Raw genomic sequence first — 25,280 nt, 5'->3', positions numbered from 1 at the left:
GTCGGACCGACCGGCGTCGGGTCGCCGATGCGCGCGACGGATTCCGTAACAGTTGAGTCGTTCCGACGGACACCGCCGTCAACGCCGATGCATCCCGCCCCCGACTGGTTCGCTCCCGCGCTCGACCTGTTCGCGCTCGGTGTCGTCCTGCTCGTCACCCTCGTCGTCGGCGTCTGCGTCCACGAACTCCTCCACGTCGTCCCGCTCCGCCTCGCCGACGCCGAGTACACCGTCACCGTCCTCCCGTCCGAGGACTTCGCTTCGCGGACCGCTCGGGCGACGCTCCAGCACGCCTTCTCCGGCGGACTCGTCCGGGTCGAAGTCACCCGCGCCCCGCCGTCCACGCCCGACTGGGTTCTCCGCGTGGCGGCGCTCCTACCGCTCGCGTTAGCCCTCCCGCTGGCGCTGGTCGCAATCGGTGTCCTTCCGAATCCCGTCGCGGCCAACGACGACGTGGCGACTGTCGCGCTGGTCGCGCTGACGGGGTGCGGTCTCCCGAGTCCCGCGGACTGGGCCGTCGTCTGGTACGGGCCGTACCTCGATGAGGACCGGTAGACGCCTGATAACGACCGATAGCGCCCGATTTCCGAGTCGCAGAAAGAGGCTCCCGAACCCGGTCGAGACCTTCAGTCGAGGTCAAGCGTGTAGAGACGCTTGCGAGCGTCCGAGAAGGAGAACCGAGAGTCCACGATTCCCTCGTCGTCCAACCGACTCAGCGCGTACCGGACCGTGCGGTCCGGAAGGAGCGACTCCTCGGCGATTTGGCTCTGAGTCATCGTGTCGTTGTACTCAAGCACCTTGGCGACGAGTTTAGCGCTCGGCGGCAGGTCCCGTATCTCCTCCGTCGCGTTCTCCCCCGTCAGCCGACTCTCCTCCGGTCGAGCAGTTTCTGACGCACTCATGCTATACGCCACTTTCGGATACAGGATAATAATATTTCTCCTTCTAATATATTACTGTGAAACATCCGTCTTGTCCGGGGAGTGACTGCCGTCACGTCAGATAAGCATGTGGTTGTTTGACATACATCACACCTACCCGAAGCCTCTTATGAGGGTGGGACCTAGAGCGTCGTGATGACCGACACTGTGGAAGACGTTGACCTCCCCTACGACGAGGAGAGCGCGTCCCAGCAGGACAAGATAGAGGCCCTTCAAGAGCGGTTGGAGGTTCTGGAGTCGCAAAACGAGGAGATGCGTGACAAGCTTCTGGACGCAAACGCCGAGAACAACAAGTACCAGCAGAAGCTCGAACGCCTGACTCACGAGAACAAGAAGCTCAAGCAGTCGCCGCTTTTCGTCGCCACCGTGCAGGAACTCACCGACGACGGCGTGATTATCAAGCAACACGGCAACAATCAGGAGGCCGTCACCGAGGTCACCGACGAGATGCGCGAGGACCTCGAACCCGACGACCGAGTGGCCGTCAACAACTCGCTATCTATCGTGAAGACGCTGGAGAACGAGACCGACGTTCGCGCCCGCGTCATGCAGGTCGAGGAGAGTCCCGAGGTCACCTACGAGGACATCGGGGGTCTCGAAGAGCAGATGAACGAAGTGCGCGAGACGGTCGAGATGCCCCTCGAAAGCCCCGAGATGTTCGGCGAGGTCGGCATCGAACCCCCGAGCGGCGTCCTGCTCTACGGCCCGCCCGGAACCGGCAAGACGATGCTGGCGAAGGCCGTCGCCAACCAGACCGACGCCACCTTCATCAAGATGGCCGGGTCGGAACTCGTCCACAAGTTCATCGGCGAGGGCGCGAAGCTCGTCCGCGACCTCTTCGAGGTCGCTCGCCAGCACGAACCCGCCGTGCTGTTCATCGACGAAATCGACGCCATCGCGGCCAAGCGCACCGACTCGAAGACCTCCGGCGACGCCGAGGTCCAGCGCACGATGATGCAACTGCTCAGCGAGATGGACGGCTTCGAAGAGCGCGGCGAAATCCGCATCATCGCCGCGACCAACCGCTTCGACATGTTGGACCGCGCCATCCTCCGTCCCGGCCGGTTCGACCGCCTCATCGAAGTGCCCAAGCCCAACCTCGAAGGCCGCGAGAAGATTTTCCGCATCCACACCCGCGACATGAACGTCAGCGACGACGTGGACTTCGAGAAACTCGCCAAGAACGCCGAGGACGCTTCGGGTGCTGACATCAAGGCCATCTGTACCGAGGCCGGGATGTTCGCCATCCGCGACGACCGGACCGAAATCCGGATGCAGGACTTCGAGGACGCCAAGGCCAAAATCGACGCCGAGGACGAAGAGGAAGAAATCTCGAAGACCTTCGCCTGACTCGGCCTCGTTTCTGGGACGCGACTCGTCGTCTTCTCTTTCGTTCGCTTTTCGGACGCCCCGCGAGAGCTATCGCCCCGGACGCATCTAGCCGTTCACTGGCGAACGATTCCGCCCGATTTCGCGCGCGTAGAACTACGCGCGCGAAATCGGGCGTGCCGAGACGACGAAAAGAGACGCCCCCGTTCGGTCCCCGAGTAGTCTACTCGTCGGTGCCGAGTTCGATGTCCTCGTCCTCGTCGTACTCGATAGTCTCCACGATTTCGAGGGGCACGTCTCGGAGCGCACCGCCGATTTCGCTCTTGGCGATGCGCTGGGCGTGTTCCTCGCTGTCGGCGTTGAACACCTTCATCTCCAACAGGAGACCCACGAGCGCGGTACCCGCCGCGATGAACGCCGAGTCGAACGGTTCGGCGCACGCGGGACAGGTCGTCGCGCCGACTTCGACTTCCACGTAGTCCATCTCTTGGTCGTTCAGTCGCTTTCCGGACTCGCTGACCGCGACGCCGATAGCGTCGTCTATGTCCTCTACGTCGCGTACCAACCATGCCGCCTCCATCGCAACGAGATAGTTGCTCATATCTGGGGGTCGTTCCGTGATGGTTCGTGTCTTTCGGTTTCGCGCGGCGTCGTGGGCCGAGAGGCGCGCGACTGCGCACGTGAACCGGATAATTCTCATAAGTTATGCGTACTCCCAACGTCGCCAAGTCGGTGCCTACGGCCGCGCGCTTCGGTATCTCGGTCGCGTTGGACGTAACGCAACCTGAGTTGAATCGCAAGAGGGCGGCGAGGTAGAACAAAAATATAGTTCATTATATAATTCATTTTTCAGTAACTCTTATATACTCAGTTGGCCCACCCTCGCCTGAGGTACGAACTCCGATGCCCACACGGATTTACCGTGCGACCCTGTTCGCCCTGTACCAGTTGAGCGTCGCCGCCAGCATCCTACTGTTGCCGCTGGCAATCGCCACCAGACAGGTCGGCTTCACGCTTCCCGCCCACCGGGTCGTGAGCCGACTCGAACAGGCCTACGACATGACGACGTGAGAACGTAGTTTTCCGGGGACCGAACTCGCCGAAGAGCCGTGGCTCCGGAGATTCCGGCCGGAATCTCGCCGCCACTCCCAGTTCGCCCGAAGAGTGGGTTTTATCAGTGCTGGCGAACTACACACCGGCAATGCGTAGCCCAATGCACGGTTCCGAATTCTCCCAGAACGCCGCGCGTTTCGAAGCCGACAGCACCAACCCGTACGAGCCGGAACTCGGCTCCCTCCCGAACCGCTCGGTCGACCCCGAAGACATCAAAGAACTGAAGACCGGCACCACGACCATCGGCCTGACGACTGCCGACGGCGTGGTGATGGTCACGGACAAGCGAGCGAGCATGGGGAACATGGTCTCCTCGAAGACCGCCCAGAAGGTCGAGGAAGTCCACCCGACCGGCGCGCTCACCATCTCCGGGTCCGTCTCGGCGGCCCAGTCGCTCATCCGGACGCTCGAAGTCGAGAACAACCTCTACGAGACCCGCCGCGGCGAGAACATGAGCATGGAAGCCCTCTCGACGCTGACGGGCAACCTCCTGCGCTCGGGCGGATTCCTCATCACGGTCCCGGTCCTCGGCGGCGTGGACGAAGATGGCGGTCACATCTACTCCTACGACGCCCTCGGCGGCGTGACCGAAGAGACCTACGCCGTCTCCGGGTCTGGGTCCCAGTTCGCGCTCGGCGTCCTCGAACAGGACTACGAGGAGGGAGTCAGTCAGGACGAGGCCCGCGACATCGCCATCCGCGGTCTCAAGAGCGCCGTCGAACGCGACGTGGCCTCCGGTAACGGTATGTGGCTCGCCGAAATCGACACGGAAGGCGTCGAGATTTCGAGCTACGACGACTACGACGCACCGCTGTAGAGCGGTTTTCGGTCTCCGATACGCGCTCGACGCCGATTCGCTCGGTCGTTCGCGTTCGGTGTCGAAAGAAGCGGACGATTTCAGTCCGTCGGGGACTCCATCTGCGACTGCAGGTGTTCGCCAATCCGTTCGGTCTCGGCCTTGAACGTGTCGAGGTCGTACTCTTGGGCGTGAATCATCGCGCTCCACCGGGAGGTCATACTCGACAGCGCGACGAGTTCTTCGAGTTCTTCGTCGGTCGCGCCGTGGAGTTTGGCCGCGGCCCGGTGGAAATGGACGCAGTACGGGCATTTGATGTTCGACGCCACTGCCAAGCCGATTAGCTCCCGGTACTTGGCGGGAATCACGCTCTCGTCGAGGGTGTACCGCTTGAAGGTCGGCCACTCGGCGACGAGAGTCTCGTCCGGTATCCCCTCGAAGAACCCCGGCATCGTCCCGAGCGTCGCTTCGATTTCCTCCTGTATTTCCGCGTATGTCGTGTTCGTTGCCATCTTCAGTTACCTCTCGGTGCCGGTGCGTCTCGAACCACGACCCAGAACAACATAATTATTCATTATATAAGTCCGGGACGTATTCATCAACTCTATTACCTCTTTCGGAAGAATCACCGGACGAGGCGAGCCTCACTCCTCGCGTTTCATCTCGGTGTCGCCCCGGCCCACCCAGTCGGCGAACGTGCCGTCGATGAGCGTCTCGGCCTGCTGTTCGACGTACTCGCGTTGCATCCCGTACACCGCCTCCTCGAAGCTCTCGCCGCCGTCGAGTCGGTCCCGGACGCGTTCGCGCTTCCAACTCGCGGGAGTCAACCGGTGGCGGGCGCGCTGGCGGAGCGGATAGAGATACTTGGCGGCTTGCTCGTCGCTGAGACCGCGGGACTGGAGTCCGTCTTTCGCGTGGGCGAAGATGTCCTCGTACACCGCCTCGTGGTCGGTGGTCTCCTCGCCCGCGTTCGTAATCCAGTAGAGGTCGGCGTCGAGTCCCTCGCGCATCGCGTCGTAGAAGTTGTCCTTGGCGACCACCCAGTCGAGGTGCCGGACCGGGTGTTCGCGCCGGAACATCGACTCCACGAGTCCGGCGAACGCGGCCTGAAACGCGATGGAGTCCCGGACCGTCGGTTGGGCCGCGATGGGTCGGAACTCGATGCGCGCGTTGGCGTCCGACCGGGTGGCCCCGCCGAAGACGGGTCGGACCCATCGCCAGTACGTGCCGTGTTTGAGCCTGAAGTGGGCGAACTCGTCGTCGAAGCGGTCGCTCGTCTCGACCGGCATCGGGACGATGGTGCGGTCGGCGGCGATTCGCTCTACGGCCTCCTCGACGCTCGCCACGTCGCGGGGAAATCGCACCTTGTCGGCGTCGTCGCCGTCCCGGTTCAGGACCGTCTCGAAGACGCTGATGCGGTGTTCGTCCCACCCGTCGGCCAGAATCTCCTCGGGGTCGGCGTCGTCGGCGTAGAGGTCCGGCGGGAAGAACGGCGAGTTGACCCCGAGCGCCAGCAGGGGACCCGCGATGCGAATCGCGTACTGGAAGTAGGTCGGCAGGTCCCGCGCGTGGGGCACCTGATAGTGAGGCTGAATCGAAGTGATGAGGCTCTCGGGCATCACGGTGTCGGCTTCGAGGTCGATGTGGGGAGCCTCCAGTTTCATCCCGGCCTGCGCGTCGGAGTTCGCCATCGCGTGGTAGCGCACCGAGTCGCTCATGTTCGAGGCGATTCGGATGCCGCGGTCGGCCACGCTATCGGTCAGATACTCCCGAGCGGTCTCGCCTTCGGGCGGGATGGTCCACATGGCATCACTGACCAGTCGCATCCCCTCGGCACCGGTTCGCTCCTCGGCGGCCGAGAGTCGGGCTTTCACCTCGGCTTCTTGGGCCGCCAACCCGTGCTGGTTCAGCGGTTGGGGACTGGTGGACATCTCGGCGTTGTGCAGGCCCAACTCCTTCTCGAAGCCGATGAGTTCGAGGAGTCGCCGGGGAACGCGCTTCAACGCCGTCGTCTCGTCGTCTACCGCGTAGAATTCGTACTCGAAACCGATGATTGCCTGCGGGTTGTCGAAGGTCCCGTCGTCGATTTCCTCGACGATTACGTCGGCTTCTGCTTCGACCTGCGATTGAAACTCGTCGGGGTCCACGGAAAGCACGTCTTCGACCTGCACCGCGAGGTCGGACTCGGGCATACCCGATAGGTCTCACGGGGTTCCCTTGAATCCACGGGCCATCGGTCCGTCAGGGCGTCTCGTCCGTCTCTCGGCGTCCCGGCGCGGCACCCGGCGAGAGACTGCTCGCGACCCGGAACAGCGCGAGGTCGAAGGCGACGAACGCCACGCCGACGATGCCGCCGACGCCGAGCGCGAGAAGCGACCCGATTCCGGCGAAGACGAGGAAGTAGAAGACTGCTCCGAGAGTCGGGTCGGCCACCGGAACCGCGACGACGACCAACAGCGCCCAGAGGAAGAGGACGCCGTTGACGCCGCCCCACTTTCCGCCGACCCCGACGACGGTGAACGCCGAGGCGTCGGTGTCGTCGGCCACTTCCCGGAGGGCCCGCCGAGTCGTCCACCACGTACTCGCCCAGAGCGCGAGGTAGAGCGCGAGACCGACGAGGGTGTCCAGACCCCCGAGCAGGTCGCCGAGCGGTCCGGCGAGGTAGAGGGCCGCGACGAGGACGGCGACCAGCGCCGCGGTGTGGAACGACGCGAGCGCCCAGACCACGAGGGGGTCGTCGGTGAACGGGTCCGAATCGGTCCCGACTGGGGTCCCTTCACCCATGCGCCAGCACCTCCGCCAGCGCGACGAGGACGGCGAGCGACACCGCGGTTCCGGCGTAGGCGACCCGGAGCGTCCGCGTCGGGTCCGTCTCCGGACCCGACGCCGTGGTCGCGTCGGCGGGGATGGCGGTCGGTTCGGTGGGGAGACACCGCCGGACGACGAGCGTCCGGACCAGCGAGAGCGCCAGCACGCCTATCAGGAGCAGTAGCTTCGCCGCGAAAATCGTCCCCCAGCGCGTCCCCGCGGAGGGGACGTAGGGTGCGAGACTCCCGAGGTTGCCGACGCCGGTCATCACGAGGACGCCCGTCGCGGCCCAGAAGCCTCGTTCGTAGGCCGCGGCGGTTCCCGCCGCGGCCGAACTCGATACGTCGTCGCGTCGGAACAGCCACCACGTCAGGGTCGCGCCGCCGAGGGCGAACGCCATGCCGAGGACGTGGAGCGTGCGGACTGGTAGCATCTAGCGTTCCCCCTGCGGGGTCTCGGGGGTGGACCGTCCCGTGGCGTCGGTGGTGGAGGGCATCGCCCGTGACTGGCACACGCAGGCGCGAAAAGTGTTGTCCCCGGCCCGGAGCGTCGAACCCGTCCGACGCCGAGAGTCGAACCGTTTAATCCGAGGTGCCGACTAGCTTCGGGCGATGGAGTTCGGGGAGTTCGCAGACACGGCCGCGGAAATCGAAGCGTTGAGCGCCGACACCGACATCGCCGAGCGAGTGACGGCCCTTTTCGGGAGCGCCGGAGGAGAATCCGCGAGCGACGGCGACCTCCCCGTGTTGGCCCGGTTCGTGCAGGGGCGGGTCTTCCCGGCGTGGTCGTCCCGAACCCTCGACATCGGCCCGAACTACTGCTACGAGGCCGTCGCGCGGGCCGCCGGGACCAACGTCTCGGCCGACGACGTGGAGGCGCGACTCGCCGACGTGGGCGACATCGGCGAGGTGGCCGCGAGTTACGACTTCGGCGGCCAGCAGGGTCTCGGAGCCTTCACCTCCGGCGGGCGAGCAGACGGGTCGGGCGACGACCTGACCGTCGCGGAAGTCGCCGCGGAACTGGACGCCCTCGCCGCCGCCGAGGGGTCGGGGAGCCGAGACAAGAAGATAGACATCCTGTTCGGCCTGTTCAACCGCGCGAGCGCCGAGGAAGCCCGGTACCTCGCTCGCCTCGTCCTCTCGGAGATGCGCATCGGTGTCGGCGAGGGCACGGTCCGGGACGCCACCGCGCGGGCGTTCGAGGTGCCCGTGGAAGCCGTCGAACGCGCCTTGCAGGTCTCGAACGACTACGGCGAGGTGGCGCGGGTCGCCCGCGAGGACGGCGAGTCGGGACTCGCGGCGATGGACCTCGAACTCGGCCGCCCGGTGCAGGCGATGCTCGCACAAGCCGGGACCGTCGGAGACGCCGTAGACGACTGGGACGAGACCGCGGTGGAGTGGAAGTACGACGGCGCTCGCGTCCAGATTCACCACGACCCCGCGGGTCTCGACTGGGCGGGCGAGGGCGAAAGCGCGGAGTCGAGAGCGGTCGCCATCTTCTCGCGGAACATGGAGGACGTGACCGACGCGCTCCCGGAAGTCGTCGAACACGTCGAGGCGAATCTGGACTCGCCCGCGATTCTGGACGGCGAAGTCGTCGCCACCGAGGACGGCGACCCACTCCCGTTTCAGGAGGTCCTGCGGCGGTTCCGCCGGAAGCACGACGTGGAGCGCGCCCGCGAGGAGGTGGCGCTGGACCTGTTCGCGTTCGACTGCCTCCACGCGGCGGGCGACGACCTGCTCCGGGAACCCCTCGCGGAGCGCCACGACCGCCTCGAATCGGTCCTCGACGCGGGCGTCTCGTCGCTGTGGGTCACGGACGACCCCGAGGAAATCGCCGACGTGGAGACCGAGGCGCTGGAGGCGGGCCACGAGGGAATCATGCTCAAGAATCCCGCTTCGACCTACTCGCCCGGACGCCGGGGGAAGAACTGGCTCAAGCGCAAGCCCGACGTGGAGACGCTGGACCTCGTGGTCACGGGCGCGGAGTGGGGCGAGGGCCGCCGGGCGAGTTTCCTCGGCACCTTCCTGCTGTCGGCGCGCGCCGACGACTCGGGCGAGTCCTTCGAGACGCTCGGCAAAGTGGCGACGGGCATCACCGACGAGGAACTCGCGGACCTGACGGACCTGCTGGAACCGCACGTTCGCAAGCAGGACGGCCAAACCGTCGAAATCGCGCCCGAAGTCGTCTTCGAGGTTGGCTACGAGGAAATTCAGGCGTCGCCGACCTACTCGTCGGGGTACGCCCTGCGCTTCCCGCGGTTCGTCGGCGTCCGCGAGGACAAAACTCCCGAGAGCGCGGACTCGCTGGCGCGCGTGGAGCGACTGGCCGACGAGCAGTGACCGGGTTTTCAGCGTGAACGCGCGCCGAGTCGGACAACGACCCCGGCGCGTGCGGGCGCGGCCCGCGAGTGGCCGCGCCCACCCGCGCGAGGTCGTCGGCGCTGTGCGCCGACTGCTCGGCAGACGCGGGTTGTCTGCCGGTGGATGAGCATCGCAGAGAGGAACGACCGAAGGGAGTGACGACCGAGACGCGCAATCGGTTGGGGAGGCGTGTGGCCTGCGGTCGCGGTGCGGTGCGGTTCTGATTGGCTCAAGCCCGAAGCTAGCTCTCTCGATTTCCCGGTCCACAGTAACGTATCGTCTCGACCGAAGCCCCCGAAAAGTCGTTCGCGTTCCGGAAACCCCCATCACGACGAGCTATTCCCCGCTCCGGACTGTCACCACGACGCGGACGTGACAATTACAGACCGTTGCGAAAGACGTGAAAACGTTTCTCTAAGAATTTGATAGCTATTCCTCTCCGCGCCAGTAGTCCACGTCGTCGTCGATGTCGTAGTAGCCGTGGACGCTCCGACGCCCGCGTCCGCCCGGCGGCGACCCGGCGAACACGCCGACTTTCCCCGAGTCGGGGTAGACGGTCACGTCCGGGTCGTCCATCGTGGAGACCATCAGGTAGCGCAGGGTGTCGTCGCCGTCGTTGACGACGCGGTGGGCACTGCTCTCGTCGGCGGGGAGCGCCACGTAGTCGCCCTCGGTCAGCGTCGTCGTCTCGCCGCCGAGTCGGAGCGTTCCCTCGCCCGCGAGAACGTACATCGCTTCCTCGTTCCCGGTGTGGTAGTGGTACGGCCACGAGCGTCGGCCCGGCGGAATCTCGTACAGACTGCACCCGAGTTCCTCGCCGCCCGCGGCGTCCCCCAACTGCTTTCGCCGAAACTCCGCCTCGCCTCGTTCGGTGGTTGACCAATCGAGTGATTCCTCGTTGATTTTTCCCATACCGGCCGCGACGGACCGAATCGTGATAATACCGTGTCGTCTATCCGGAGACTGTGACGGCAAGCGCCCCTACGCGCCGCCCGGCCGTCCCGTCGCGGTGACGTAGATACCCGCGAGGACGACTGCGCCGCCAGCGACGGTGAACGCGTCGGGTATCTCGGCGAGGAAGACGAGTGCCAGCAGGGTCGAACCGACCGGTTCGCCCAGCAAGGTGACGCTGACGACGCTCGACTCGACGTACTTCAGCGCCCAGTTGATGACCGTGTGACCGAAGATTCCCGGACCGACCGCCATGCCGACGAAGAGTAGCCACTCTTCGAGGGGGTAGGCCGTGAGCGCGACGGTAGTCCCGTCGGCGAGTGCGACCCCGAGCAGGACGACTGCGCACACCGAGTAGACGACGGTGACGTAGGGGACGAGCGCGACTCGCTGGCGGAGCGACCGACCGGCAAGCACGTAGCCCGCGGCCATCACCGCGCCGACGAGCGCGAGGGCGTTCCCGTAGAGCGGGCGCGCTCCGGCGAGTACGGCCCCCGAGACGAACCCGCCCAACGACATGAACGCGATTCCCGCGACGGCGACGAGGATGCCGCCGACCATCCGCCGGGTGATGGTCTCGTCGAGCAGGACCGCCGCGCCCAGCGCGACGAACAGCGGTTGGGACTGGACGAGCGTCACGCTGGCGGCGACGGTGGTCCACTCCAGACTCTCGAACCACGTGGCGAAGTGGGCCGCGAGCGCGACCCCGGTCACGACGGCGACGAGGGCGTCGCGGGCCGACAGCATCCGGAGGTCCTCGCGGTAGCGCGTGACCGCGAACGGCGCGAGCAGGAGCGTGGTGAAGACCACGCGATACAGCGCCTTGACGACGCTCGGGGCGTCGCTGAACCGGACGAGGATGGCGCTGGTGCTGATGGCGACGACGGAGACCATGAGTGCGGCCATCGGGGGAATTCGCTCTTCGAGCGTAACCAACCACGTCATCGTGCCGGAAGTCGGACGGTGACTGTTTAGTCGGACCGGTTTTACGTGCGCTCTCCAAAGCCGACGCATGGACCGCGTCGGTCTCGCGCTGGTGTTGGTGTCGGCCGCCGGATTCGGAACGCTCGGGGTACTCGGGGAGTTAGCCGCGGCCGCGGGACTGTCGATTCCGACCGTGCTGGCGTTCCGGTTCCTGCTCGCCACGCTGGTCGTGTGGCTCGTCCTCGGCGCGCGCGGCGACCTTCGCCCCCTTCGGGGTCGCGCGTTGGCGGCCGGAATCGCGCTCGGCGCGGTGGGATACGCGGCGATGAGCGGTCTCTTCTTCTGGGGCCTGACGTTCATGACCGCGGGACTCGTCGGTATCGTCCTCTACACCTACCCGGTGTTCGTCGTCGGCGCGGCGGCGGTGCGACTCGGCGAACCGGTGACCCGCCGGACGGTGGCGTCGCTCGGGGGCGCGCTCGCGGGCGTGGCGCTCGTGACGGGCGCGGACCCGGCCGGGGCGGACCCGCGCGGGGTCGCGGTGGTCCTCGCCGCCGCGGTGGTGTACGCCGCCTACATCACCGCGAGTCGGATGACGCTGGCGACGGTGGACCCGCAGGTCCTCACGGCCCACGTTCTCCCCGCCGCCGCGGTGTCGTTTTTCGTGTTCGGCACCGCGACGGGTCGGCTCTCGACCCCAGCGACCGGCTACGAGTGGGGGATAGTCGCCGCTATCGCCGTCGTCGCTACGGCGGTCCCCATCTTCGCGTTCTTCGCCGGACTCCGGCGAATCGGCGCGAGCGAGGCCAGCATCGTGAGTACCGTCGAACCGGTGGTGACGCTGTTGCTCGGCGCGGCGGTGCTGGGGGAACCGATTACGGCCGCGACGGTCGTCGGGGGTGCGCTCGTCCTCGGCGGGGTCCTGTTGGTCCAGACCGGTGCGGAGTCGTGACTCTCGGCTGTACGCCTTGGCTCAGCCGTTTCCGGGTAGTCGGGCTGGCGGTCCGCTCCGGCCCGCGAGCGACCGCGCGAAACGCCCGCGACGAGTTGGTCCCGCCTTCTGGTTTAAACGTTCGTGACCGGCGCTTCGCCGACCCTTCTGGTCCGGTGCTTCTCCGAACTTTCAGTCCCGGCGCGTGCGGGCGCGACCGCTTGCGTGTCGCGCCCATTCGCGCGAGGTCGTCGGGAGCGGAGCGAGTGAGCGAATCGGTTGGGGAGGCGTGTGGTCCGCGGTCGCGGCGCGGTGCCGTGCGGTTCTGGTTGGCTCAAGCCCGTAGCTAGCTTTACCGTCACTCGGACTCCCGTCGTTGTTCATCTCTGTTCACCGTCGTCGCCATCTCACCGCTGTTCTCTCGGTTCCTGATAGAAATATATATCTTTTCTAAAGGAGCCAGTATACAACCAAAGCAATTGAAATTGTTTTTGAAACAAACATAGAGACGTGTCGCTTTCGTCCTTCAGACGTATCCCGACTCCCGGAAGTACGCGACGAGAACCACCGTCACCGCGAGCATTCCGACCATCACCGCCGGGTAGCCGTAGGTCCACCCGAGTTCCGGCATGTTGTACGGCCCGCCCGAGAAGTTCATGCCGTAGACGCCCACGACGAACGTCAGCGGCAGGACGATGGTCGCCACGACGGTCAGTTTCTTCATCACTTCGTTGGTCGAGAGCGACAGCGAGTTGAGGTAGATGTCGCGCGCGCCGCCCGCCAAATCGCGGTAGGTCTCGGTCAGGTCCACGAGTTGGACGAGGTGGTCGTACACGTCCCGATAGTACTTTTCGGTCGTCTCCCGAATCTGGTCGGGGTCGCCGCGCGCGAGGTAGCCGATGGCCTCCCGCGAAGGCCACAGCAGTTTCCGAAAGGAGAGCAACTCCCGCCGGACGTTGTTGATGGTCTCCAGCGTCTCGATGTCGGTGGCGGTCGTCACGTCCTCTTCGACCTGTTCTATCTGGTCTTCGATGCGGTCCAGCACGTCGAAGTAGGCGTCCACGATACCGTCGGTGACTCGGTAGGTAGCGAAGTCCGGTCCCTGTCGGAGGATGCGGCCCTCTTCGCGCACGACCATCTCCCAGACGCGTTCGACCGCCTCGACGGACTCTGGTGACATCGTGACCAACCAGTCGTCGCCGACGAAGAAGCCGACCGACTGCTTTCGAATCTCCTCCCGAAACGTGGTCTCGCCGCGGCTCAGTGCGGCCGTCTTCAGCAGGACGAACGTGTGGTCTTCGAACTCCTCGGTCTTGGGTCGGACGCCGTTGCGAACGTCCTCGACCGAGAGCGCGTGGATGTCGAACGCCGCCGCGACCTGTTCCATCTCCGCGGCGCTCGCGTCCGACACCCGGACCCACGTCGTCCCGTCCGCCCCGCGCGCCGCCCCGAGGTCCTCGAACGTCGTCGTTCTCTCGGGAGTGTAGGTCACTGCTTCAATCGTCACGTCGAATCGCCTCCGTCACGCCGACTCACCTCCGTAGCCGATTGCCAGCAGGGTGATGCCGACCATCACGCCCGTCACGGAGAACGCCCGGCCGGGGTACGGCGACGTGAGACCGGCGACGTAGCCGACCAGTCCCGCGGCCGTGAGCGCGCCTCCGGCGACCAGCGCCGTATCCATACATTCGGTGACACGCCCGACCGAGAAAAGCGTTGTCGGATACGTTCGAAGTCGTGTTCGAGAGGGGATTTCGTCGGAGAAAGTCGTTTCTCGTTCGCTCTGCACCATTTACTGAGCCGTGACGACTGCGGGAACCACTGTGACGAACGTCTCGAAATCCCCCGCCTTGTCGGTTGATTCAGCGGGCGTACCCGTCGGTTGGTCGGCCGGTCGTCGCCGGTGGGTTGGTCGGCCGAGAGTCGTCGCCGGTGGGTTGGTCGGCCAAGCGCCGTCTCCGAAGTCAGATGCTCGTCGTCGGAAAATCCGGATTAGAAGCACGCTACTCGCCGTGTTCGACGCCGCGGAGGAGGCGATAAACCTTCTCTTCCTGTCCGGGGAGCTTCTGGGGGTAGACCGCGAGCGCGATTACGTAGTCGCCCTCGTGTTCGACCTTCGTGACGTGGACGGCGGCGTCGAACTGGATGCCGGTGGCCGTCGTCACCGTCGCCTCAAACTTCGTCACTTCGGTCGTCTTCCCGAGCATCGTGCGGTTCTGCGTGCTCACCTTCCGAACGTCCTCGACGCTCTTCAACTGCGAAGTGAACTGCTCGGCGAGTTGCCGGTTGTCGTACTTCCCGAGAGGGTTGAACGACTTTCCGAGGACTTCCACCTTCGGACTGGCGAAGGTAGCGAAGACGGCGACCTTCTGGTCGCCGACCCCCGGCAATCCGACTCGCTGGTGGTACTCCGAAATCCAGTTGGTCACTTCGACTTCCTTGCTCTGACCGGCCGCCGAGAAGGTCCGCGAGACTTCCATCTTCTCGGTGCTGTTGTGTTCGTATCCGGTCTCTTGGAGGGCGGCGTCGCCGACCGTCGCCTCGGACGCGGCGAACGTGACCGGTCCCGAGAGAACGCCGGTACATCCGCTGGCGAGAACCAGCGCGGCGACCAAGACGCCAGCGACTGCGCTGCGTGTCATGGTACTGGCGGGGTAGACAGTCCGAGATTATCAACCCAGTGGCTCCGTCTCGGTCCCGTCCTCCGAGCGAGTGCCGCCGAGTACCGTACAGTATTATCAATTGATATAATCGGTGGAGGTATACGAGTGGTTTTACATATCCAGCATATGCCCCTTCCGTCAGTATCTGCTGTCTCTCTTCGGAAGTCGCGGTACCGATGGGTCGTCTTCCTCGTCGGTGTCGTCCTCGTCGCTATTCCGAGTTCCTACCTCCTTCTCGTTGCGTTGGGTCCGGTCGAGTCGGACCTCCCGCCGTCCGGGTTCGTGCTGTTGGTTGTTCCGGGGGCGGTCCTCGCGTACCTCGGCTACTCGGTCCTCATGGGCGACATCGCCTCGGACCACTACCCGCTGGTCGCTCGCCACACCATCAGCGGCGTCCTCGCGTTCGACTTGCTGACGCTCCTGTTGATACTCTACCCCGGCATCGAAATCGGCGAGCGGTTCTTCTCGTTCGGTCTTGCCTCGTCGGTCGGGGGCATCGGCGGCGCGTTGCTCGGCATCCGGGACGCCCGCCTCATCGAGAACGTCCGGGAGGCCCAACGCGCCAAGACCGCCGCCCGGACCGCCGAGCGAGAGCGCCAGACCCTCTCGTTTCTGAACAACCTCCTGCGCCACGACGTGCTGAACGGCGCGAACGTCATCCTCGGCTACGCCCAACTCCTCGAAGACCAAGGCGACGGGACCGAACCGCGACACCTCGACACGATTCAGAACCGGAGTCGAGCCATCATCGAACTGGTCGAGAACGTCGGACTGCTCATCGACGCCCGCACGACCGAACCCGAGTTGACGCCCGTGGACCTCACCGAGGTACTCCGAGAGGAACTCGCCTCGGCCCGCCAGACCCACCCGGACGCCGAGTTCGACGCCTCCGTCCCGGAGGGTCTCCGGATTCGGGCCGACTCGCTCGTCTCGAACGTCTTCGAGAACCTGCTGAGCAACGCCGTCGAACACAACGACACCGAGACCCCGCAAGTCACCGTCGAAGCCGAGACCCGCGAAGGCGAGGTTCGGGTCCGCATCGCCGACGACGGACCCGGCATCCCCGACGAGGAGCGAGAAGACCTCTTCGAAGCCACCGAGCGAGGCACCCACGGGTTGGGTCTCCACTTGGTCGGGACGCTCGTGGACCGCTACGGCGGGAGCGTGACCGTGGCGGACAACGAACCGCGCGGGACCGCGTTCGTCCTGCGATTCCGCCGACCCACCGACGAGTAGTCGGGCGGGCGCTCACTCCAGTCGGAACTCGACTCCCGAGTCGGTGTCTTGGACCTCGACGCCCAGCGCTTCGAGGTCGTCGCGGAGTTCGTCGGCGCGTTCGTAGTTGCCGGACTCTCGTTCCTGTTCGCGCACCCCGAGGACGAGTTCGACTACTTCCTCCAGTAGTTCGACGTTGCCCTCGCCGTCGCCCGCCAGCGCGAACCCGAGGACGCCCTCGCCCAAGTCCTCGAAGGTCTCGACGGCCTCCCGGAGCGCCCGGTAGTCGTACTCCTCGCGGTCGCCGACGTGCTTGTTGACCGCGCTGACGAGTTCGAGGAGCGCGGTGATGGCCTCGCGGGTGTTGAAGTCGTCGTTCATCGCTGTCTCGAACTCCTCGCGGGTCGCGTCCACCGCCTCCCGGAGGTCGGCGTCCTCGACCTTCGTTCGGGCCTCGGTGCCGTCCACGGCTTCGACCGCTCGGTCGTAGCCTCGTTCCAGTCGCTCCCAGCGTTCGACCGCCTCGGCCAGCGTCTCCTCGCTGTAGGTCTGGCGGTTGTTGTACGCCGTCGAGAGCAGGAACATCCGGATTGCGTCGGAACCGAACTCGGAGACCGCGTTCCGGACCGTGAAGTAGTTCTGGAGGCTGGACGACATCTTCTCGCCGCCGGTCTCCAGCAGGCGGACGTGGAGCCAGTAGTTGACGAACTGCTCGCCGGTGGCGGCCTCGCTCTGGGCGATTTCGTTCTCGTGGTGGGGGAACACGAGGTCCTGCCCGCCGACGTGGAGGTCCAGCGTCTCGCCGAGGTGGGTCATGCTCATCGCCGAGCATTCGATGTGCCATCCCGGACGACCCTCGCCCCACGGCGACTCCCACGTCTGGCCGCCCGACTCGGCGTCGTCGGGGTGGGCCTTGCCAGCCTTCCAGAGCGCGAAGTCGGCGGGGTTGCGCTTCTCCGAGCGTTCGTCTTCCTCGCCTTGGGCCTCCATCTCCTCGACTTTCTGGTTCGAGAGTTTGCCGTAGTCCTCGAACTCCGTCACGTCGAAGTAGACCGACCCGTTGGACTCGTAGGCGTAGCCCTTCTCGACCAGCGTCTCCACGAGGTCGACGATTTCGGGGACGTGTTCGCTCACGCGGGGGTAGACCTCCGCGCGCTTGAGGTTGAGCGAGCGCATGTCCGCGATGACCTCCGAGACGAAGTGGCGGGCCACCTCGTCTTCGCTCTCGCCGAGTTCGTCCTCGCCGACGCGCGCGACGATTTTCTCGTTCACGTCGGTGAAGTTCTCGACGTGGCGCACGTCGTAGCCGAGGTGGTCTAGCCATCGGTGCATCACGTCCACGTGGACCCACGACCGGGCGTGCCCGAGGTGCGCGAAGTCCGAGACCGTCAGTCCGCAGTAGTAGAGAAGTACGGAGTCGGGGTCTTGGGGTTCGAACGGTTCCTGCTCACCTGTGAGAGTGTTCGTCACTTGGAGCGTCATTGGCGACTAGTAGCCAGAGCGACCGTTTTAAAGCGTCGGTAGGCGCACTACGCGCCGATTACCGGGCGTCGGGAGTGGCCGTCTCGGGCACCCGCTCTACCGCGTCCTCCACGACCCGAACCGCGTCCGGTCCGTCGCGGCGCTCTACGGCGACCAGTAGCGCGCCGTCGGCGACCCCCGCCGCCCGGACCTCCACGCCCGCCGCGTGCAGGCGAGCGAGCGCGTGCGCGAGCGTCAGCGCGTCCACGTCGCCCGACGCGAGGACGCCCGTGAGCGACCCCGCGCCGGGCGCGAGCGCGGTCCCGCCGACCGCGAGCAGGGGGTCGGCGTCGTTCGCGTCTTCCGCGCCGTCCGCATCGGCCACTTCTCCCAGTCCGCTCCGCATCGAGACCCGCGCGTCCCGCGCGTCGGTTTCGCGGTCGGGAAGCGACTCGGCGAACCGCCGGAGCGCGGTGGCAATCGACTCCGTGTCGCCCTCGACCTCCTCGGAGAGAAATCGCGCCGCCGCGGTGTAGTTGACGACGCCCGCCCGGAGCGCGGCCACGAGGAAGGGCCGACGCCGTGCCGCTTCACGGGTCTGTTCGGCGAGTGACATGCGCGAAGCGACGGAGGCGACGAGCAAAAGCGATGTGGTGCGTTCGGGGAGTCTAGACAGTCGTAACTACGAACGTCTCGAAAGCCTCCGTCTACTCGCTACGCATCGGTGGACGTGTGAGTGCGACCGCAAGAGTCGTAGCGAAGAACGCCTCGAAAGCCCCCGCCCCTTATCCACCCGACGGCGGGTGGTCGGCCGAGCGTTCGCTGGTGGTTGGTTCGGCCGGGCGCGTCCCACGGTTCGGTCGGCCGGTGGCGCGCTCCGTCGGAGCGCGCCACCGGGACATAGATTCACGTTGCTTTGAGAACTGTATAGGTATGTTTAGAAACGGATTTCGTTTTCCAAAGACTTCTCGAACGTTCCGAGCGCGCTACTCCAGCAGTAGATACCCCGCGGCCGCCACGCTCCCGAGGACCGCAAGCGCGCCGACGAGGACCGCCACGCTGTCCGAGAGCGTGGCCGACCCCGCGGCGACTGCGAGCGCGAGGACCCCGAGCGCGGCGACCGGCGCGTTCTCCCGGAGCGAGAGGTCCGGGAGTTCGACGCCGCCGCCCTCCGAGTCCGCGGACGAGTCGTCCACCGGAGCGGCGAGCATCTCGTCCACATCCACCGCGTCGTCGCTGTCTTCGGGTTCGACTATCGAGACGGCCACGTAGTCGGTCTCTGCGCCGTGGCCGGTCACGATTTTGAGTTGGCCCTCGACTGGCCGGGGACCGTCCTCGACTTCGACGCTGACCTGCCGGGTCGAGTCGGCGTCCACGAAGTGGTTGTTCGCGGGGATGGACGCCACCCGCGAGAGTTCGTCGTCCAGATGCAGGTGGACGTGGACCGGCGCGTCGCCGTTGTGGAGCAGTATCGGAAACGAGTCCGTCGCCTCGAACGACGCCCGCGTGTGGATGTCGTGGAGTCGGTCGTCGTTGAGATTGACGGGGAGACTAGCTGGCACGCTATCGGCACCTCCAACGGAGAGTAGAAAAAACTACGCCTCCACGTCGCGCATGTCCGGCGGCAGGAGGTTCGGAATCCCGTCCTCGACGGGGTAGGTCTCGCCGCACTCGGTGCAGGTCAGCGTCCCGTCGAGGACCTCTTCGCCGTCGGTCTCCGTCGCGTCGAGTTCGAGTTCCTGCTTGTCCAGCGGACAACAGATGATGTCCATCAGCGACTTCTTCATGCTACTGTCTGTGGGTGGGTAGGGCAAAAGCGTGACGGGTTCGGTGGCACACCTCGGCGACTCTTCCCGACGACTCCTCGGTCACGCCTCCGGAACTTCGACCTCTCGGTCTTCTCCGTCCGTTCGGTTCCCCGTAACTTCTTCGGCGAGTCGTTTCGCAAGCAGTCGGGTCGCCGCCTCGTGTTCTTCCTTCCGGCGCTGAATCTGGTACGGGCCGATTTCGTCCGCCTCGTACGCCTCGAACCGCTCCCGGAAGCCGTGACGCTCCGCGAGGTACTCGTGGGTCTGTGCGAGCAGTGCGTGAAGGTAGATGAGTTCGACTTTGCGCATGGTTGCGCGACGGGCGTAACCGGCGAGTTCGACGGAGATAGTTCTCCGGTCGGGTCCGTACATCCCCCGGAATGCCCTTCGGTACCAGTGTACGCACTCACGGTCTTAAGCCTAACCGCCGACGCCGCGAGAGCTATCTAGAAGTAGAAAGAAGCGCGCTCGTTCCGTCTATTCGAGCGGGTTCTCCAGCACGACGGTCTCCTCGCGGCCCGGTCCGACGCCGACCGCGTAGAGGTCGGCGTCGAGTTCGTCGCTGAGGTATTCGAGGTAGGTCCGAGCGTTCTCCGGGATAGCGTCGTAACCCTCGTCGGCGACGGTGCTCCAGTCTACGTCGTCCCACCCGTCGAAGGTCCGGTAGTTGGGTTCGCAGTCGGCCCATCGCTCGGTCGTGGCGGGCACGGTGAATCGTTCCTCGCCGTCGAGGTCGTAGCTGTGACCCACCTTCACCTCGTCGAGACCCGCGAGTACGTCGATGTGGTTGACGGCCAGACCCGTGAAGCCGTTTGCCCGCGCGGAGTGGCGGAGCATCGGCACGTCGAGCCATCCCACCCGGCGCGGGCGACCCGTGACGGTGCCGTACTCGCCGCCCTCCTCGCGGATGTACGTCGCCAACTCTTCGTTCTCGCCCTCGCCTTGCTCGTCGTATCCGGGCGTGTCACCTTCGACGCCGCCGAGTTCGGTCGGGAGCGGGCCGCTCCCGACGCGCGTGAGGTAGGCCTTCACGATGCCGACGATTTCGCCGCCGCCGACGACGCCGGGACTGAGACCGGTTCCCGTGGCGGCCCCGCCCGCGGTCGGATTCGAGGAGGTGACGTAGGGGTAGTTGCCGTGGTCGATGTCGATGAGAGTGCCCTGCGCTCCCTCGAACATCACTTCGTCGCCGTCGTCCAGACGCTCGGCGAGGAACTCCCCGGAATCGACGGCCATGTCGTTCTCCGCGAGTCGCTCGCCGTAGCCTTTGTACTCGTCGTAGAGGCTTGCGATGTCGAACTCCTCGCCGGTCTCGACGCCGAACACCTCCTCGGCGAGTTGCTGTTTCTGAGGCACGACGTACTCCAGTTTCTCGCGGAGACCTTCGGGGTCCAGCAGGTCGCCGATGCGGATACCCCGTCGGCCCATCTTGTCCTCGTAGGTCGGCCCGATGCCTCGGCCGGTGGTCCCGACTTCGCTGTCGGAGTCGCTCTTGGCCTCCTCCTCGATGCCGTCCAGCACGCGGTGGTACGGGAAGATGACGTGCGCGCGCCGGGCGACCCGAACGTCGGGGTCGAGTCCGCGCTCGCGCAAGTCGTCTATCTCCTCGAACAGCGTCGAGGGATTGACGACGCACCCGTTGCCGAGGACGCCGACCTTCCCGCGGACCGCGCCGCTGGGAACCAGCGATAACTTGTACTCCGTGCCGTCCTCGACGACGGTGTGGCCTGCGTTGTCCCCGCCCTGATAGCGGGCGACCACGTCGGCGGCGTCGCCCCAGAGGTCCACGACGCCACCTTTTCCCTCGTCGCCGAGTTGCGAACCGACGATGGTTACGGTCATTACGCGGATTGGTTCTCGCGCACTCCCTAAACCGATTACGGTCTTTTCGCCGACTTGATGCATATACGTGAATAGATATGCCGACTCGGAGCGGGAAAGCTACAGTAACGAGGATATGAGGTACCCGTTGTCAGACCGATAATGCTATATGCGACGACGCCACATCTGTTAACTACTCGCACCGAACGGCGGCGGGTTGGTCCTCCGTCGGCCCCCCGTCGGACAGCAACTTTTAAAAGTCTCTAAGACAAGTTAACACATGCCATGATAGATAGACTTGAGAAGGAAGTCGATATGTTGGAGCGCCATCTGCAGGTTCTGAAGATGGTCATCGAGAGCGAACCCATCGGCATCGTGAAGATGTCGAACGAGACAGGTTACCCGCACCACAAAGTTCGATACTCCCTCCGCGTCCTCGAAGAGGAGAACCTCATCGAGCCGTCGAGTCAGGGAGCTATCACGACCGAGCGAACCGAGGAGTTCGTCGCCGAACTCGACGACAAGATAGACGAAATCTCGGAAAAGCTCGAAGAGATGAAAATTAGCGAAACCGCCGAAGCCGAGAACTAGAGTTCCGGCACGTTCAGGTGGAAGCCACCGCTCCGTGACTCCACGAGACAGAGGTGGTATCCCCGCTTTCGGGAGAGTTTTACGAAGCTCTCTCTCTTTTCACGGCTTAGGAACCCGCCGGAAGTCGCGGACTCGGCGGTTTCGAGGGCCTCCGGTTCGAAGAAGCTCTCGGTGACTTGGAACGCCCCCGAGAGTTCGTCGTGGGCGTGGGCGACGCCCGACGAGGCGTCCACGAGCGACCCCATCATATCGCCGGTCGTGGGGTCGCGCGACCCGTTGAGGTCGGCGACGACGAGGGGGTTTCCCATCCGGTCGCGCATGATGATGTCGAACGACTCCTGTCGGTCGTCCTCGTCGGTGCCGGTAGCGCTGACCGACCCGTGGAGGTCCACCCGGTCGATTTTGGGAATCGACTCGTAGAGGTCTTTCAGACCCCCGCGATGTCCGGTCTCGCGGATTTCGTACAGGAGTTCCTCCACGACCCACGAGACGAACTGGTACTCGAACGACCCGGTGAGAAACTCCTCGAACGCCGCGCCTTCGACTTCAACGTCGTCGGTCTCGAACTGAGTGTGATGTTCGAGTCGGAGGTTGGCGTTCACCTCGTCGGCCTCTACTTTCCCTTCCGCGGCCTCGTCTAACGTGGCTTTGCCCTTCGACTCGTAGCGCACGAACAGGTTGGTGCCGTCGAACGCTTGGGACCGACTGAGCTGGCGGCCCGCGCTTCCGGAGGTTGGCGACTCGGTGTGTTCGAGTTTGGCTTCGAGTCGTTCGACCTCTTGGCGGAGGGCGTCGCGTTCGCGCTTGTACTCGTTGCGCTCGGACTCGACGTTCGAGAGTCGCTTCTTGAGTTGCTCGACCTGCTGTTTGCGCTGTTCGAGTTGCGACCGGAGTTTCTGGATGCGCTCGCGCGCTTCGTCTCCGGTCTCGCCCGACTGCCGTTCGCTACCGGACGCGCCCGACCCGACCTTCGACTCGGCGGGCGTCCGACCGGACGACCCGGTGCGCCCGGCCGACGTGCGGTCCGCGCCGTCGTCCGACCGAGGTCCGCCCGCTGGCGTCGTCTCGGTCGCAGGCGACTTGCTCCCCGTCCGGGACTGCCCGCTGGCCGAACCCGAACCCGTCGAGTCCGCCGACGCCGCGGCGTCGGCGGACTCCCGCTCTGGGACGCTCCGGTCCCGTTCGCGTCGGCCGGTCCCTCGCTCCGGTCGGGGTCCAGCGAGGGGATAGTCGTGGTTTCGCGCCACTCCGCTTCGTCCTCGAACACGTCTTCGTCGGCCACCCCTCGCCGTCGGCGTCCGACTCGCCGTCGGACGCCGAGTCGGGGGTCGCGTCGACGCTCGGCCCGGACTGCGGAGTCGCGGTGGATTCGACACCCTCCCCTGCGCTCGCGGCGTCAACGCCGGAGTCCGCGCTCGCGCCCCCGCTACGTCGCTCGTCCGCGCGGGCGGGGTCGTCCGCGCTCGGAGTCGTGCGCTCGCTCGCGCCCGCGTCGCTCGTTCGCGCGTCGGATTCCGACTTCGGCGCGGCGTCGCCGCGGTCGGTCTCGTCCGGTCGTTCGCCCGCGGGCGGCCGGGTCGCCGCGGACTGACCGCCGGGAGACTGGTCGGCCCGCCCGCCGGGACTCCCCGCCTCGGGCGGTGAGTCGGCAGGGCCAGCGCCGCCGGGAGTCGCGTCGGTTCCGCTCGACCCGGACGCGCCGCCGGACGGCGCACCTGCGCCCGTTCCACCGGTGGCCGCGTCCGTCCCGCCCGACGCCGCGCCCTCCGTCTCGTCGGGTTCGTCCGGTTCCTCGGGTTCGGGTACGTCGGTGACTTCGATTTCCACGTCCCGAACTTCGTAGATGCCCACCTCGTCGTTGGCGCGTTCGAAGGCGTCGTCGCCGGTCACGACCTGTTCGCTCGCGCCGACGAACGCCACGCTCATCGAGCGTCCGCCGTAGTAGGCCACGTAGTAGTCCCCGCTCAGGACGTTCTCGCTGAGTTCGACGTATCCCGTGAACTTCCCGCTGGTGAGCGTCGAATCGACTTCCGACAGCGGCGTGTCGTTCGTGTAGTACTTTGCTTGCGTCTGGCCGCCTCGCTCCTGCATGCTGAACACGAGCGGAAGCGACGGGTGAGGCGCGGCGTAGGCGGTGCCGTCGGCGTCCTCGAAGTCGTCGAGACTCCCCTCGAAGACGCCGATTATCCTGCCGTTGAGCATGAATAGCCACGCGCCACCGGCCCTGACTGCCCCCGAGAACTCCCCGTCGGAGAGTTCGCGCAGGCCAGCGAACCCGTCCGTGAACGGACGGGTCTGCCAACTTTCGACCTGCTCGACCGTGCGCGTTTCCATATTACGAGGAAGCCACAAGCCTCTCAAATATCTTGCGGCCCGGACTTCTACCGCGAACGCGACACGAGCGCCGGAACGTCGTCCGTTCGAGGCGCTCTCGCTCGTCGCTGGCGCGACTCGCTCGCGGGCGACCGACGGCGCTCGGAGCCAACACTCGACGGCAAAGAGCAATACGTAATTATCTCAGAGAAATATAAATAGTGTTTTAGCGTGTATTTCTATTTCTTTCGAGTCGTCGGCCTTCGGAGACTCCGGCGGCCGAGACCCGGCGAACGGCCGTCAGTAGTGCCAGTCGAACTCGTGGAAGTCGGGGTCGCGGCCCTCCACGAAGGCGTCCCGGCCCTCCTTCGCCTCGTCGGTCATGTAGGCGAGTCGGGTCGCCTCGCCCGCGAACACCTGTTGGCCGACCATCCCGTCGTCGGTGGCGTTGAACGCGTACTTGAGCATCCGCATTGCCGTCGGACTCTTCTCGTTCATGGTCTCGGCCCAGTCCAAGGCCACGTCCTCCAACTCGTCGTGGGGGACCACCTCGTTGACCATGCCCATCTCCGCGGCTTCCTCGGCGTCGTAGTTCTTCCCGAGGAAGAAGACTTCGCGGGCCTTCTTCTGGCCGACCTGTTTGGCGAGGTACGCCGACCCGAACCCGCCGTCGAACGACGCCACGTCGGGGTCGGTCTGCTTGAACAGGGCGTGTTCCTCACTGGCGATGGTCATGTCGCAGACGACGTGGAGACTGTGGCCGCCGCCGACGGCCCATCCGGGCACGACGCAGAGGACGGGTTTCGGAATGTGGCGAATCAGGCGCTGGACTTCGAGGATGTGGAGTCGGCCGCCCTTCGCGGCTTGGTCCGTTTGGCCGTCCTCGCCCCGGTATTCGTACCCCTCGTCACCGCGGACCGTCTGGTCGCCGCCCGAACAGAACGCCCACCCGCCGTCCTTGGGCGACGGCCCGTTGCCCGTCAGGAGGACACACCCCACGTCGGTCTGGCGTTTCGCGTGGTCGAGCGCGTCGTAGAGTTCGTCCACCGTCTTGGGTCGGAAGGCGTTGCGGACCTCCGGCCGGTCGAACGCGATGCGGACCGTGCCCGAATCGACCGCGCGGTGGTAGGTGATGTCGTCGAACTCCGGTCCCGCGGACTCCCACGCCTCGGGGTCGAAAATCTCGGATACCATGTGTCGGCGTCGGTCCGGGACGCCCAAATAGGTTCCTCGTTTCCGCGCCGACCGCACG

At 65.6% G+C, this 25,280-nt stretch carries 28 protein-coding genes; 8 read left to right on the top strand and 20 right to left on the bottom strand.

What is annotated here, in order from left to right; all coding sequences use genetic code 11:
- Positions 1 to 87: 87 nt before the first annotated feature.
- Positions 88 to 555 (top strand): hypothetical protein, encoded by a 468-nt coding sequence (locus P2T60_RS06815; protein WP_276281800.1) that lies wholly within the window; start codon positions 88 to 90, stop codon positions 553 to 555.
- Between the two features lie 71 nt (positions 556 to 626).
- Here P2T60_RS06815 and P2T60_RS06810 read toward each other — a convergent pair whose 3' ends face one another.
- Positions 627 to 902, bottom strand: coding sequence for a MarR family transcriptional regulator (locus P2T60_RS06810; RefSeq protein ID WP_276281799.1), 276 nt, complete (start codon positions 900 to 902; stop codon positions 627 to 629).
- Positions 903 to 1,076: 174 nt separating this feature from the next.
- On the opposite strand from P2T60_RS06810, the gene pan1 reads away from it, so the two are divergent.
- On the top strand, positions 1,077 to 2,291 hold the full coding sequence (gene pan1 / locus P2T60_RS06805) for a proteasome-activating nucleotidase Pan1 (RefSeq protein WP_276281798.1): 1,215 nt from the start codon (positions 1,077 to 1,079) through the stop codon (positions 2,289 to 2,291).
- 202 nt (positions 2,292 to 2,493) lie between these two features.
- Here the strand turns inward: pan1 and P2T60_RS06800 are convergent, their stop codons facing one another.
- Complete coding sequence (locus tag P2T60_RS06800) at positions 2,494 to 2,871, bottom strand: DUF555 domain-containing protein (protein ID WP_276281797.1); 378 nt, start codon at positions 2,869 to 2,871, stop codon at positions 2,494 to 2,496.
- A gap of 302 nt (positions 2,872 to 3,173) precedes the next feature.
- Here P2T60_RS06800 and P2T60_RS06795 point away from each other — a divergent pair, with 302 nt between their 5' ends.
- Entirely contained in the window at positions 3,174 to 3,341 is a 168-nt protein-coding gene (locus P2T60_RS06795; protein ID WP_276281796.1) for a hypothetical protein, read from the top strand.
- Positions 3,342 to 3,483: 142 nt separating this feature from the next.
- Positions 3,484 to 4,200 carry an Ntn hydrolase family protein gene (locus P2T60_RS06790; protein WP_276281795.1) on the top strand — a complete coding sequence of 239 codons (717 nt, stop codon included), beginning with the start codon at positions 3,484 to 3,486 and terminating at the stop codon, positions 4,198 to 4,200.
- An 80-nt stretch (positions 4,201 to 4,280) separates the two neighbouring features.
- On the opposite strand, the gene P2T60_RS06785 is transcribed toward P2T60_RS06790, so the two are convergent.
- The 4 genes from P2T60_RS06785 to P2T60_RS06770 all read right to left on the bottom strand — a co-directional run bounded on the left by P2T60_RS06785 (position 4,281) and on the right by P2T60_RS06770 (position 7,420).
- The gene (locus P2T60_RS06785; protein WP_276281794.1) at positions 4,281 to 4,691 is read right to left on the bottom strand and encodes a carboxymuconolactone decarboxylase family protein; all 411 of its coding nucleotides are present in this window, start codon (positions 4,689 to 4,691) and stop codon (positions 4,281 to 4,283) included.
- A gap of 132 nt (positions 4,692 to 4,823) precedes the next feature.
- A complete protein-coding gene (locus P2T60_RS06780) occupies positions 4,824 to 6,371 on the bottom strand; it encodes a glutamate-cysteine ligase family protein (protein ID WP_276281793.1) in 1,548 nt (515 codons plus the stop codon).
- 49 nt (positions 6,372 to 6,420) lie between these two features.
- Positions 6,421 to 6,963, bottom strand: a complete 543-nt coding sequence (locus P2T60_RS06775) for a DUF7965 family protein (protein ID WP_276281792.1) — start codon at positions 6,961 to 6,963, stop codon at positions 6,421 to 6,423.
- Positions 6,956 to 7,420 (bottom strand): hypothetical protein, encoded by a 465-nt coding sequence (locus tag P2T60_RS06770; protein ID WP_276281791.1) that lies wholly within the window; start codon positions 7,418 to 7,420, stop codon positions 6,956 to 6,958. Before P2T60_RS06770 ends, P2T60_RS06775 begins: the two co-directional genes overlap by 8 nt.
- A 178-nt stretch (positions 7,421 to 7,598) precedes the next feature.
- Between P2T60_RS06770 and ligA the strand changes: the two genes are divergently transcribed.
- Positions 7,599 to 9,329, top strand: coding sequence for an ATP-dependent DNA ligase LigA (gene ligA / locus P2T60_RS06765; protein WP_276281790.1), 1,731 nt, complete (start codon positions 7,599 to 7,601; stop codon positions 9,327 to 9,329).
- A gap of 450 nt (positions 9,330 to 9,779) precedes the next feature.
- Here the strand turns inward: ligA and P2T60_RS06760 are convergent, their stop codons facing one another.
- Both P2T60_RS06760 and P2T60_RS06755 read right to left on the bottom strand, forming a co-directional pair.
- Positions 9,780 to 10,262 carry a cupin domain-containing protein gene (locus P2T60_RS06760; protein WP_276281789.1) on the bottom strand — a complete coding sequence of 161 codons (483 nt, stop codon included), beginning with the start codon at positions 10,260 to 10,262 and terminating at the stop codon, positions 9,780 to 9,782.
- A gap of 69 nt (positions 10,263 to 10,331) precedes the next feature.
- Positions 10,332 to 11,246, bottom strand: a complete 915-nt coding sequence (locus P2T60_RS06755; RefSeq protein ID WP_276281788.1) for a DMT family transporter — start codon at positions 11,244 to 11,246, stop codon at positions 10,332 to 10,334.
- Between the two features lie 67 nt (positions 11,247 to 11,313).
- Here P2T60_RS06755 and P2T60_RS06750 point away from each other — a divergent pair, with 67 nt between their 5' ends.
- The gene (locus tag P2T60_RS06750) at positions 11,314 to 12,177 is read left to right on the top strand and encodes a DMT family transporter (protein WP_276281787.1); all 864 of its coding nucleotides are present in this window, start codon (positions 11,314 to 11,316) and stop codon (positions 12,175 to 12,177) included.
- A gap of 505 nt (positions 12,178 to 12,682) precedes the next feature.
- Here P2T60_RS06750 and corA read toward each other — a convergent pair.
- The 3 genes from corA to P2T60_RS06735 form a co-directional block, all read right to left on the bottom strand.
- Positions 12,683 to 13,663, bottom strand: coding sequence for a magnesium/cobalt transporter CorA (gene corA, locus P2T60_RS06745; RefSeq protein ID WP_276281786.1), 981 nt, complete (start codon positions 13,661 to 13,663; stop codon positions 12,683 to 12,685).
- 15 nt (positions 13,664 to 13,678) lie between these two features.
- A complete protein-coding gene (locus P2T60_RS06740) occupies positions 13,679 to 13,840 on the bottom strand; it encodes a hypothetical protein (RefSeq protein ID WP_276281785.1) in 162 nt (53 codons plus the stop codon).
- Between the two features lie 319 nt (positions 13,841 to 14,159).
- Positions 14,160 to 14,798 carry a DUF6517 family protein gene (locus P2T60_RS06735; RefSeq protein ID WP_276281784.1) on the bottom strand — a complete coding sequence of 213 codons (639 nt, stop codon included), beginning with the start codon at positions 14,796 to 14,798 and terminating at the stop codon, positions 14,160 to 14,162.
- Positions 14,799 to 14,945: 147 nt separating this feature from the next.
- Here P2T60_RS06735 and P2T60_RS06730 point away from each other — a divergent pair, with 147 nt between their 5' ends.
- Positions 14,946 to 16,055: a sensor histidine kinase gene (locus tag P2T60_RS06730; RefSeq protein WP_276281783.1), complete on the top strand. Its 1,110-nt coding sequence runs from the start codon at positions 14,946 to 14,948 to the stop codon at positions 16,053 to 16,055.
- Positions 16,056 to 16,067: 12 nt separating this feature from the next.
- Here P2T60_RS06730 and cysS read toward each other — a convergent pair whose 3' ends face one another.
- The 6 genes from cysS to P2T60_RS06700 form a co-directional block, all read right to left on the bottom strand.
- The gene (cysS, locus tag P2T60_RS06725) at positions 16,068 to 17,516 is read right to left on the bottom strand and encodes a cysteine--tRNA ligase (protein WP_276281782.1); all 1,449 of its coding nucleotides are present in this window, start codon (positions 17,514 to 17,516) and stop codon (positions 16,068 to 16,070) included.
- 58 nt (positions 17,517 to 17,574) lie between these two features.
- Complete coding sequence (locus P2T60_RS06720) at positions 17,575 to 18,111, bottom strand: DUF7523 family protein (protein ID WP_276281781.1); 537 nt, start codon at positions 18,109 to 18,111, stop codon at positions 17,575 to 17,577.
- 370 nt (positions 18,112 to 18,481) lie between these two features.
- Complete coding sequence (locus P2T60_RS06715; RefSeq protein WP_276281780.1) at positions 18,482 to 19,057, bottom strand: DUF7524 family protein; 576 nt, start codon at positions 19,055 to 19,057, stop codon at positions 18,482 to 18,484.
- Between the two features lie 33 nt (positions 19,058 to 19,090).
- Positions 19,091 to 19,282: a methytransferase partner Trm112 gene (locus tag P2T60_RS06710; protein WP_276281779.1), complete on the bottom strand. Its 192-nt coding sequence runs from the start codon at positions 19,280 to 19,282 to the stop codon at positions 19,091 to 19,093.
- 81 nt (positions 19,283 to 19,363) lie between these two features.
- A complete protein-coding gene (locus tag P2T60_RS06705) occupies positions 19,364 to 19,612 on the bottom strand; it encodes a UPF0058 family protein (RefSeq protein WP_276281778.1) in 249 nt (82 codons plus the stop codon).
- Between the two features lie 168 nt (positions 19,613 to 19,780).
- Positions 19,781 to 21,145: an adenylosuccinate synthase gene (locus tag P2T60_RS06700; RefSeq protein ID WP_276281777.1), complete on the bottom strand. Its 1,365-nt coding sequence runs from the start codon at positions 21,143 to 21,145 to the stop codon at positions 19,781 to 19,783.
- Positions 21,146 to 21,409: 264 nt separating this feature from the next.
- On the opposite strand from P2T60_RS06700, the gene P2T60_RS06695 reads away from it, so the two are divergent.
- The gene (locus P2T60_RS06695; protein WP_276281776.1) at positions 21,410 to 21,715 is read left to right on the top strand and encodes a hypothetical protein; all 306 of its coding nucleotides are present in this window, start codon (positions 21,410 to 21,412) and stop codon (positions 21,713 to 21,715) included.
- Here the strand turns inward: P2T60_RS06695 and P2T60_RS21850 are convergent.
- The 3 genes from P2T60_RS21850 to P2T60_RS06685 form a co-directional block, all read right to left on the bottom strand.
- Positions 21,712 to 22,617 (bottom strand): DUF7527 domain-containing protein, encoded by a 906-nt coding sequence (locus tag P2T60_RS21850; RefSeq protein ID WP_420028709.1) that lies wholly within the window; start codon positions 22,615 to 22,617, stop codon positions 21,712 to 21,714. The two genes, P2T60_RS06695 and P2T60_RS21850, sit on opposite strands and share 4 nt — an antisense overlap.
- Positions 22,618 to 22,660: 43 nt before the next feature.
- Positions 22,661 to 24,049, bottom strand: coding sequence for a hypothetical protein (locus P2T60_RS06690; protein ID WP_276281775.1), 1,389 nt, complete (start codon positions 24,047 to 24,049; stop codon positions 22,661 to 22,663).
- Between the two features lie 279 nt (positions 24,050 to 24,328).
- Positions 24,329 to 25,222, bottom strand: coding sequence for a 1,4-dihydroxy-2-naphthoyl-CoA synthase (locus tag P2T60_RS06685; RefSeq protein WP_276281774.1), 894 nt, complete (start codon positions 25,220 to 25,222; stop codon positions 24,329 to 24,331).
- Positions 25,223 to 25,280: the final 58 nt, after the last annotated feature.

Origin of the sequence: Halorussus caseinilyticus, from assembly GCF_029338395.1 — an archaeon.
GTDB lineage: Archaea > Halobacteriota > Halobacteria > Halobacteriales > Haladaptataceae > Halorussus > Halorussus caseinilyticus.
This window is presented reverse-complemented; position numbering and strand designations above follow the sequence as displayed.

What these genes read in the sequence shown, in the direction of transcription:
- P2T60_RS06730 (WP_276281783.1), top strand. Translation starts at nt 14,946, where the DNA reads ATGCCCCTTCCGTCAGTATCTGCTGTCTCTCTTCGGAAGTCGCGGTAC.
- P2T60_RS06705 (WP_276281778.1), bottom strand. Translation starts at nt 19,612, where the DNA reads ATGCGCAAAGTCGAACTCATCTACCTTCACGCACTGCTCGCACAGACC.
- P2T60_RS06780 (WP_276281793.1), bottom strand. Translation starts at nt 6,371, where the DNA reads ATGCCCGAGTCCGACCTCGCGGTGCAGGTCGAAGACGTGCTTTCCGTG.
- ligA (WP_276281790.1), top strand. Translation starts at nt 7,599, where the DNA reads ATGGAGTTCGGGGAGTTCGCAGACACGGCCGCGGAAATCGAAGCGTTG.
- P2T60_RS06690 (WP_276281775.1), bottom strand. Translation starts at nt 24,049, where the DNA reads ATGGAAACGCGCACGGTCGAGCAGGTCGAAAGTTGGCAGACCCGTCCG.
- P2T60_RS06710 (WP_276281779.1), bottom strand. Translation starts at nt 19,282, where the DNA reads ATGAAGAAGTCGCTGATGGACATCATCTGTTGTCCGCTGGACAAGCAG.
- P2T60_RS06815 (WP_276281800.1), top strand. Translation starts at nt 88, where the DNA reads ATGCATCCCGCCCCCGACTGGTTCGCTCCCGCGCTCGACCTGTTCGCG.
- P2T60_RS06760 (WP_276281789.1), bottom strand. Translation starts at nt 10,262, where the DNA reads ATGGGAAAAATCAACGAGGAATCACTCGATTGGTCAACCACCGAACGA.
- P2T60_RS06685 (WP_276281774.1), bottom strand. Translation starts at nt 25,222, where the DNA reads ATGGTATCCGAGATTTTCGACCCCGAGGCGTGGGAGTCCGCGGGACCG.
- P2T60_RS06720 (WP_276281781.1), bottom strand. Translation starts at nt 18,111, where the DNA reads ATGTCACTCGCCGAACAGACCCGTGAAGCGGCACGGCGTCGGCCCTTC.
- P2T60_RS06700 (WP_276281777.1), bottom strand. Translation starts at nt 21,145, where the DNA reads ATGACCGTAACCATCGTCGGTTCGCAACTCGGCGACGAGGGAAAAGGT.
- P2T60_RS06800 (WP_276281797.1), bottom strand. Translation starts at nt 2,871, where the DNA reads ATGAGCAACTATCTCGTTGCGATGGAGGCGGCATGGTTGGTACGCGAC.
- P2T60_RS06755 (WP_276281788.1), bottom strand. Translation starts at nt 11,246, where the DNA reads ATGACGTGGTTGGTTACGCTCGAAGAGCGAATTCCCCCGATGGCCGCA.
- P2T60_RS06740 (WP_276281785.1), bottom strand. Translation starts at nt 13,840, where the DNA reads ATGGATACGGCGCTGGTCGCCGGAGGCGCGCTCACGGCCGCGGGACTG.
- P2T60_RS06770 (WP_276281791.1), bottom strand. Translation starts at nt 7,420, where the DNA reads ATGCTACCAGTCCGCACGCTCCACGTCCTCGGCATGGCGTTCGCCCTC.
- P2T60_RS06790 (WP_276281795.1), top strand. Translation starts at nt 3,484, where the DNA reads ATGCACGGTTCCGAATTCTCCCAGAACGCCGCGCGTTTCGAAGCCGAC.
- cysS (WP_276281782.1), bottom strand. Translation starts at nt 17,516, where the DNA reads ATGACGCTCCAAGTGACGAACACTCTCACAGGTGAGCAGGAACCGTTC.
- P2T60_RS06750 (WP_276281787.1), top strand. Translation starts at nt 11,314, where the DNA reads ATGGACCGCGTCGGTCTCGCGCTGGTGTTGGTGTCGGCCGCCGGATTC.
- P2T60_RS06695 (WP_276281776.1), top strand. Translation starts at nt 21,410, where the DNA reads ATGATAGATAGACTTGAGAAGGAAGTCGATATGTTGGAGCGCCATCTG.
- P2T60_RS06810 (WP_276281799.1), bottom strand. Translation starts at nt 902, where the DNA reads ATGAGTGCGTCAGAAACTGCTCGACCGGAGGAGAGTCGGCTGACGGGG.
- P2T60_RS06795 (WP_276281796.1), top strand. Translation starts at nt 3,174, where the DNA reads ATGCCCACACGGATTTACCGTGCGACCCTGTTCGCCCTGTACCAGTTG.
- pan1 (WP_276281798.1), top strand. Translation starts at nt 1,077, where the DNA reads ATGACCGACACTGTGGAAGACGTTGACCTCCCCTACGACGAGGAGAGC.
- P2T60_RS06785 (WP_276281794.1), bottom strand. Translation starts at nt 4,691, where the DNA reads ATGGCAACGAACACGACATACGCGGAAATACAGGAGGAAATCGAAGCG.
- P2T60_RS06735 (WP_276281784.1), bottom strand. Translation starts at nt 14,798, where the DNA reads ATGACACGCAGCGCAGTCGCTGGCGTCTTGGTCGCCGCGCTGGTTCTC.
- P2T60_RS06775 (WP_276281792.1), bottom strand. Translation starts at nt 6,963, where the DNA reads ATGGGTGAAGGGACCCCAGTCGGGACCGATTCGGACCCGTTCACCGAC.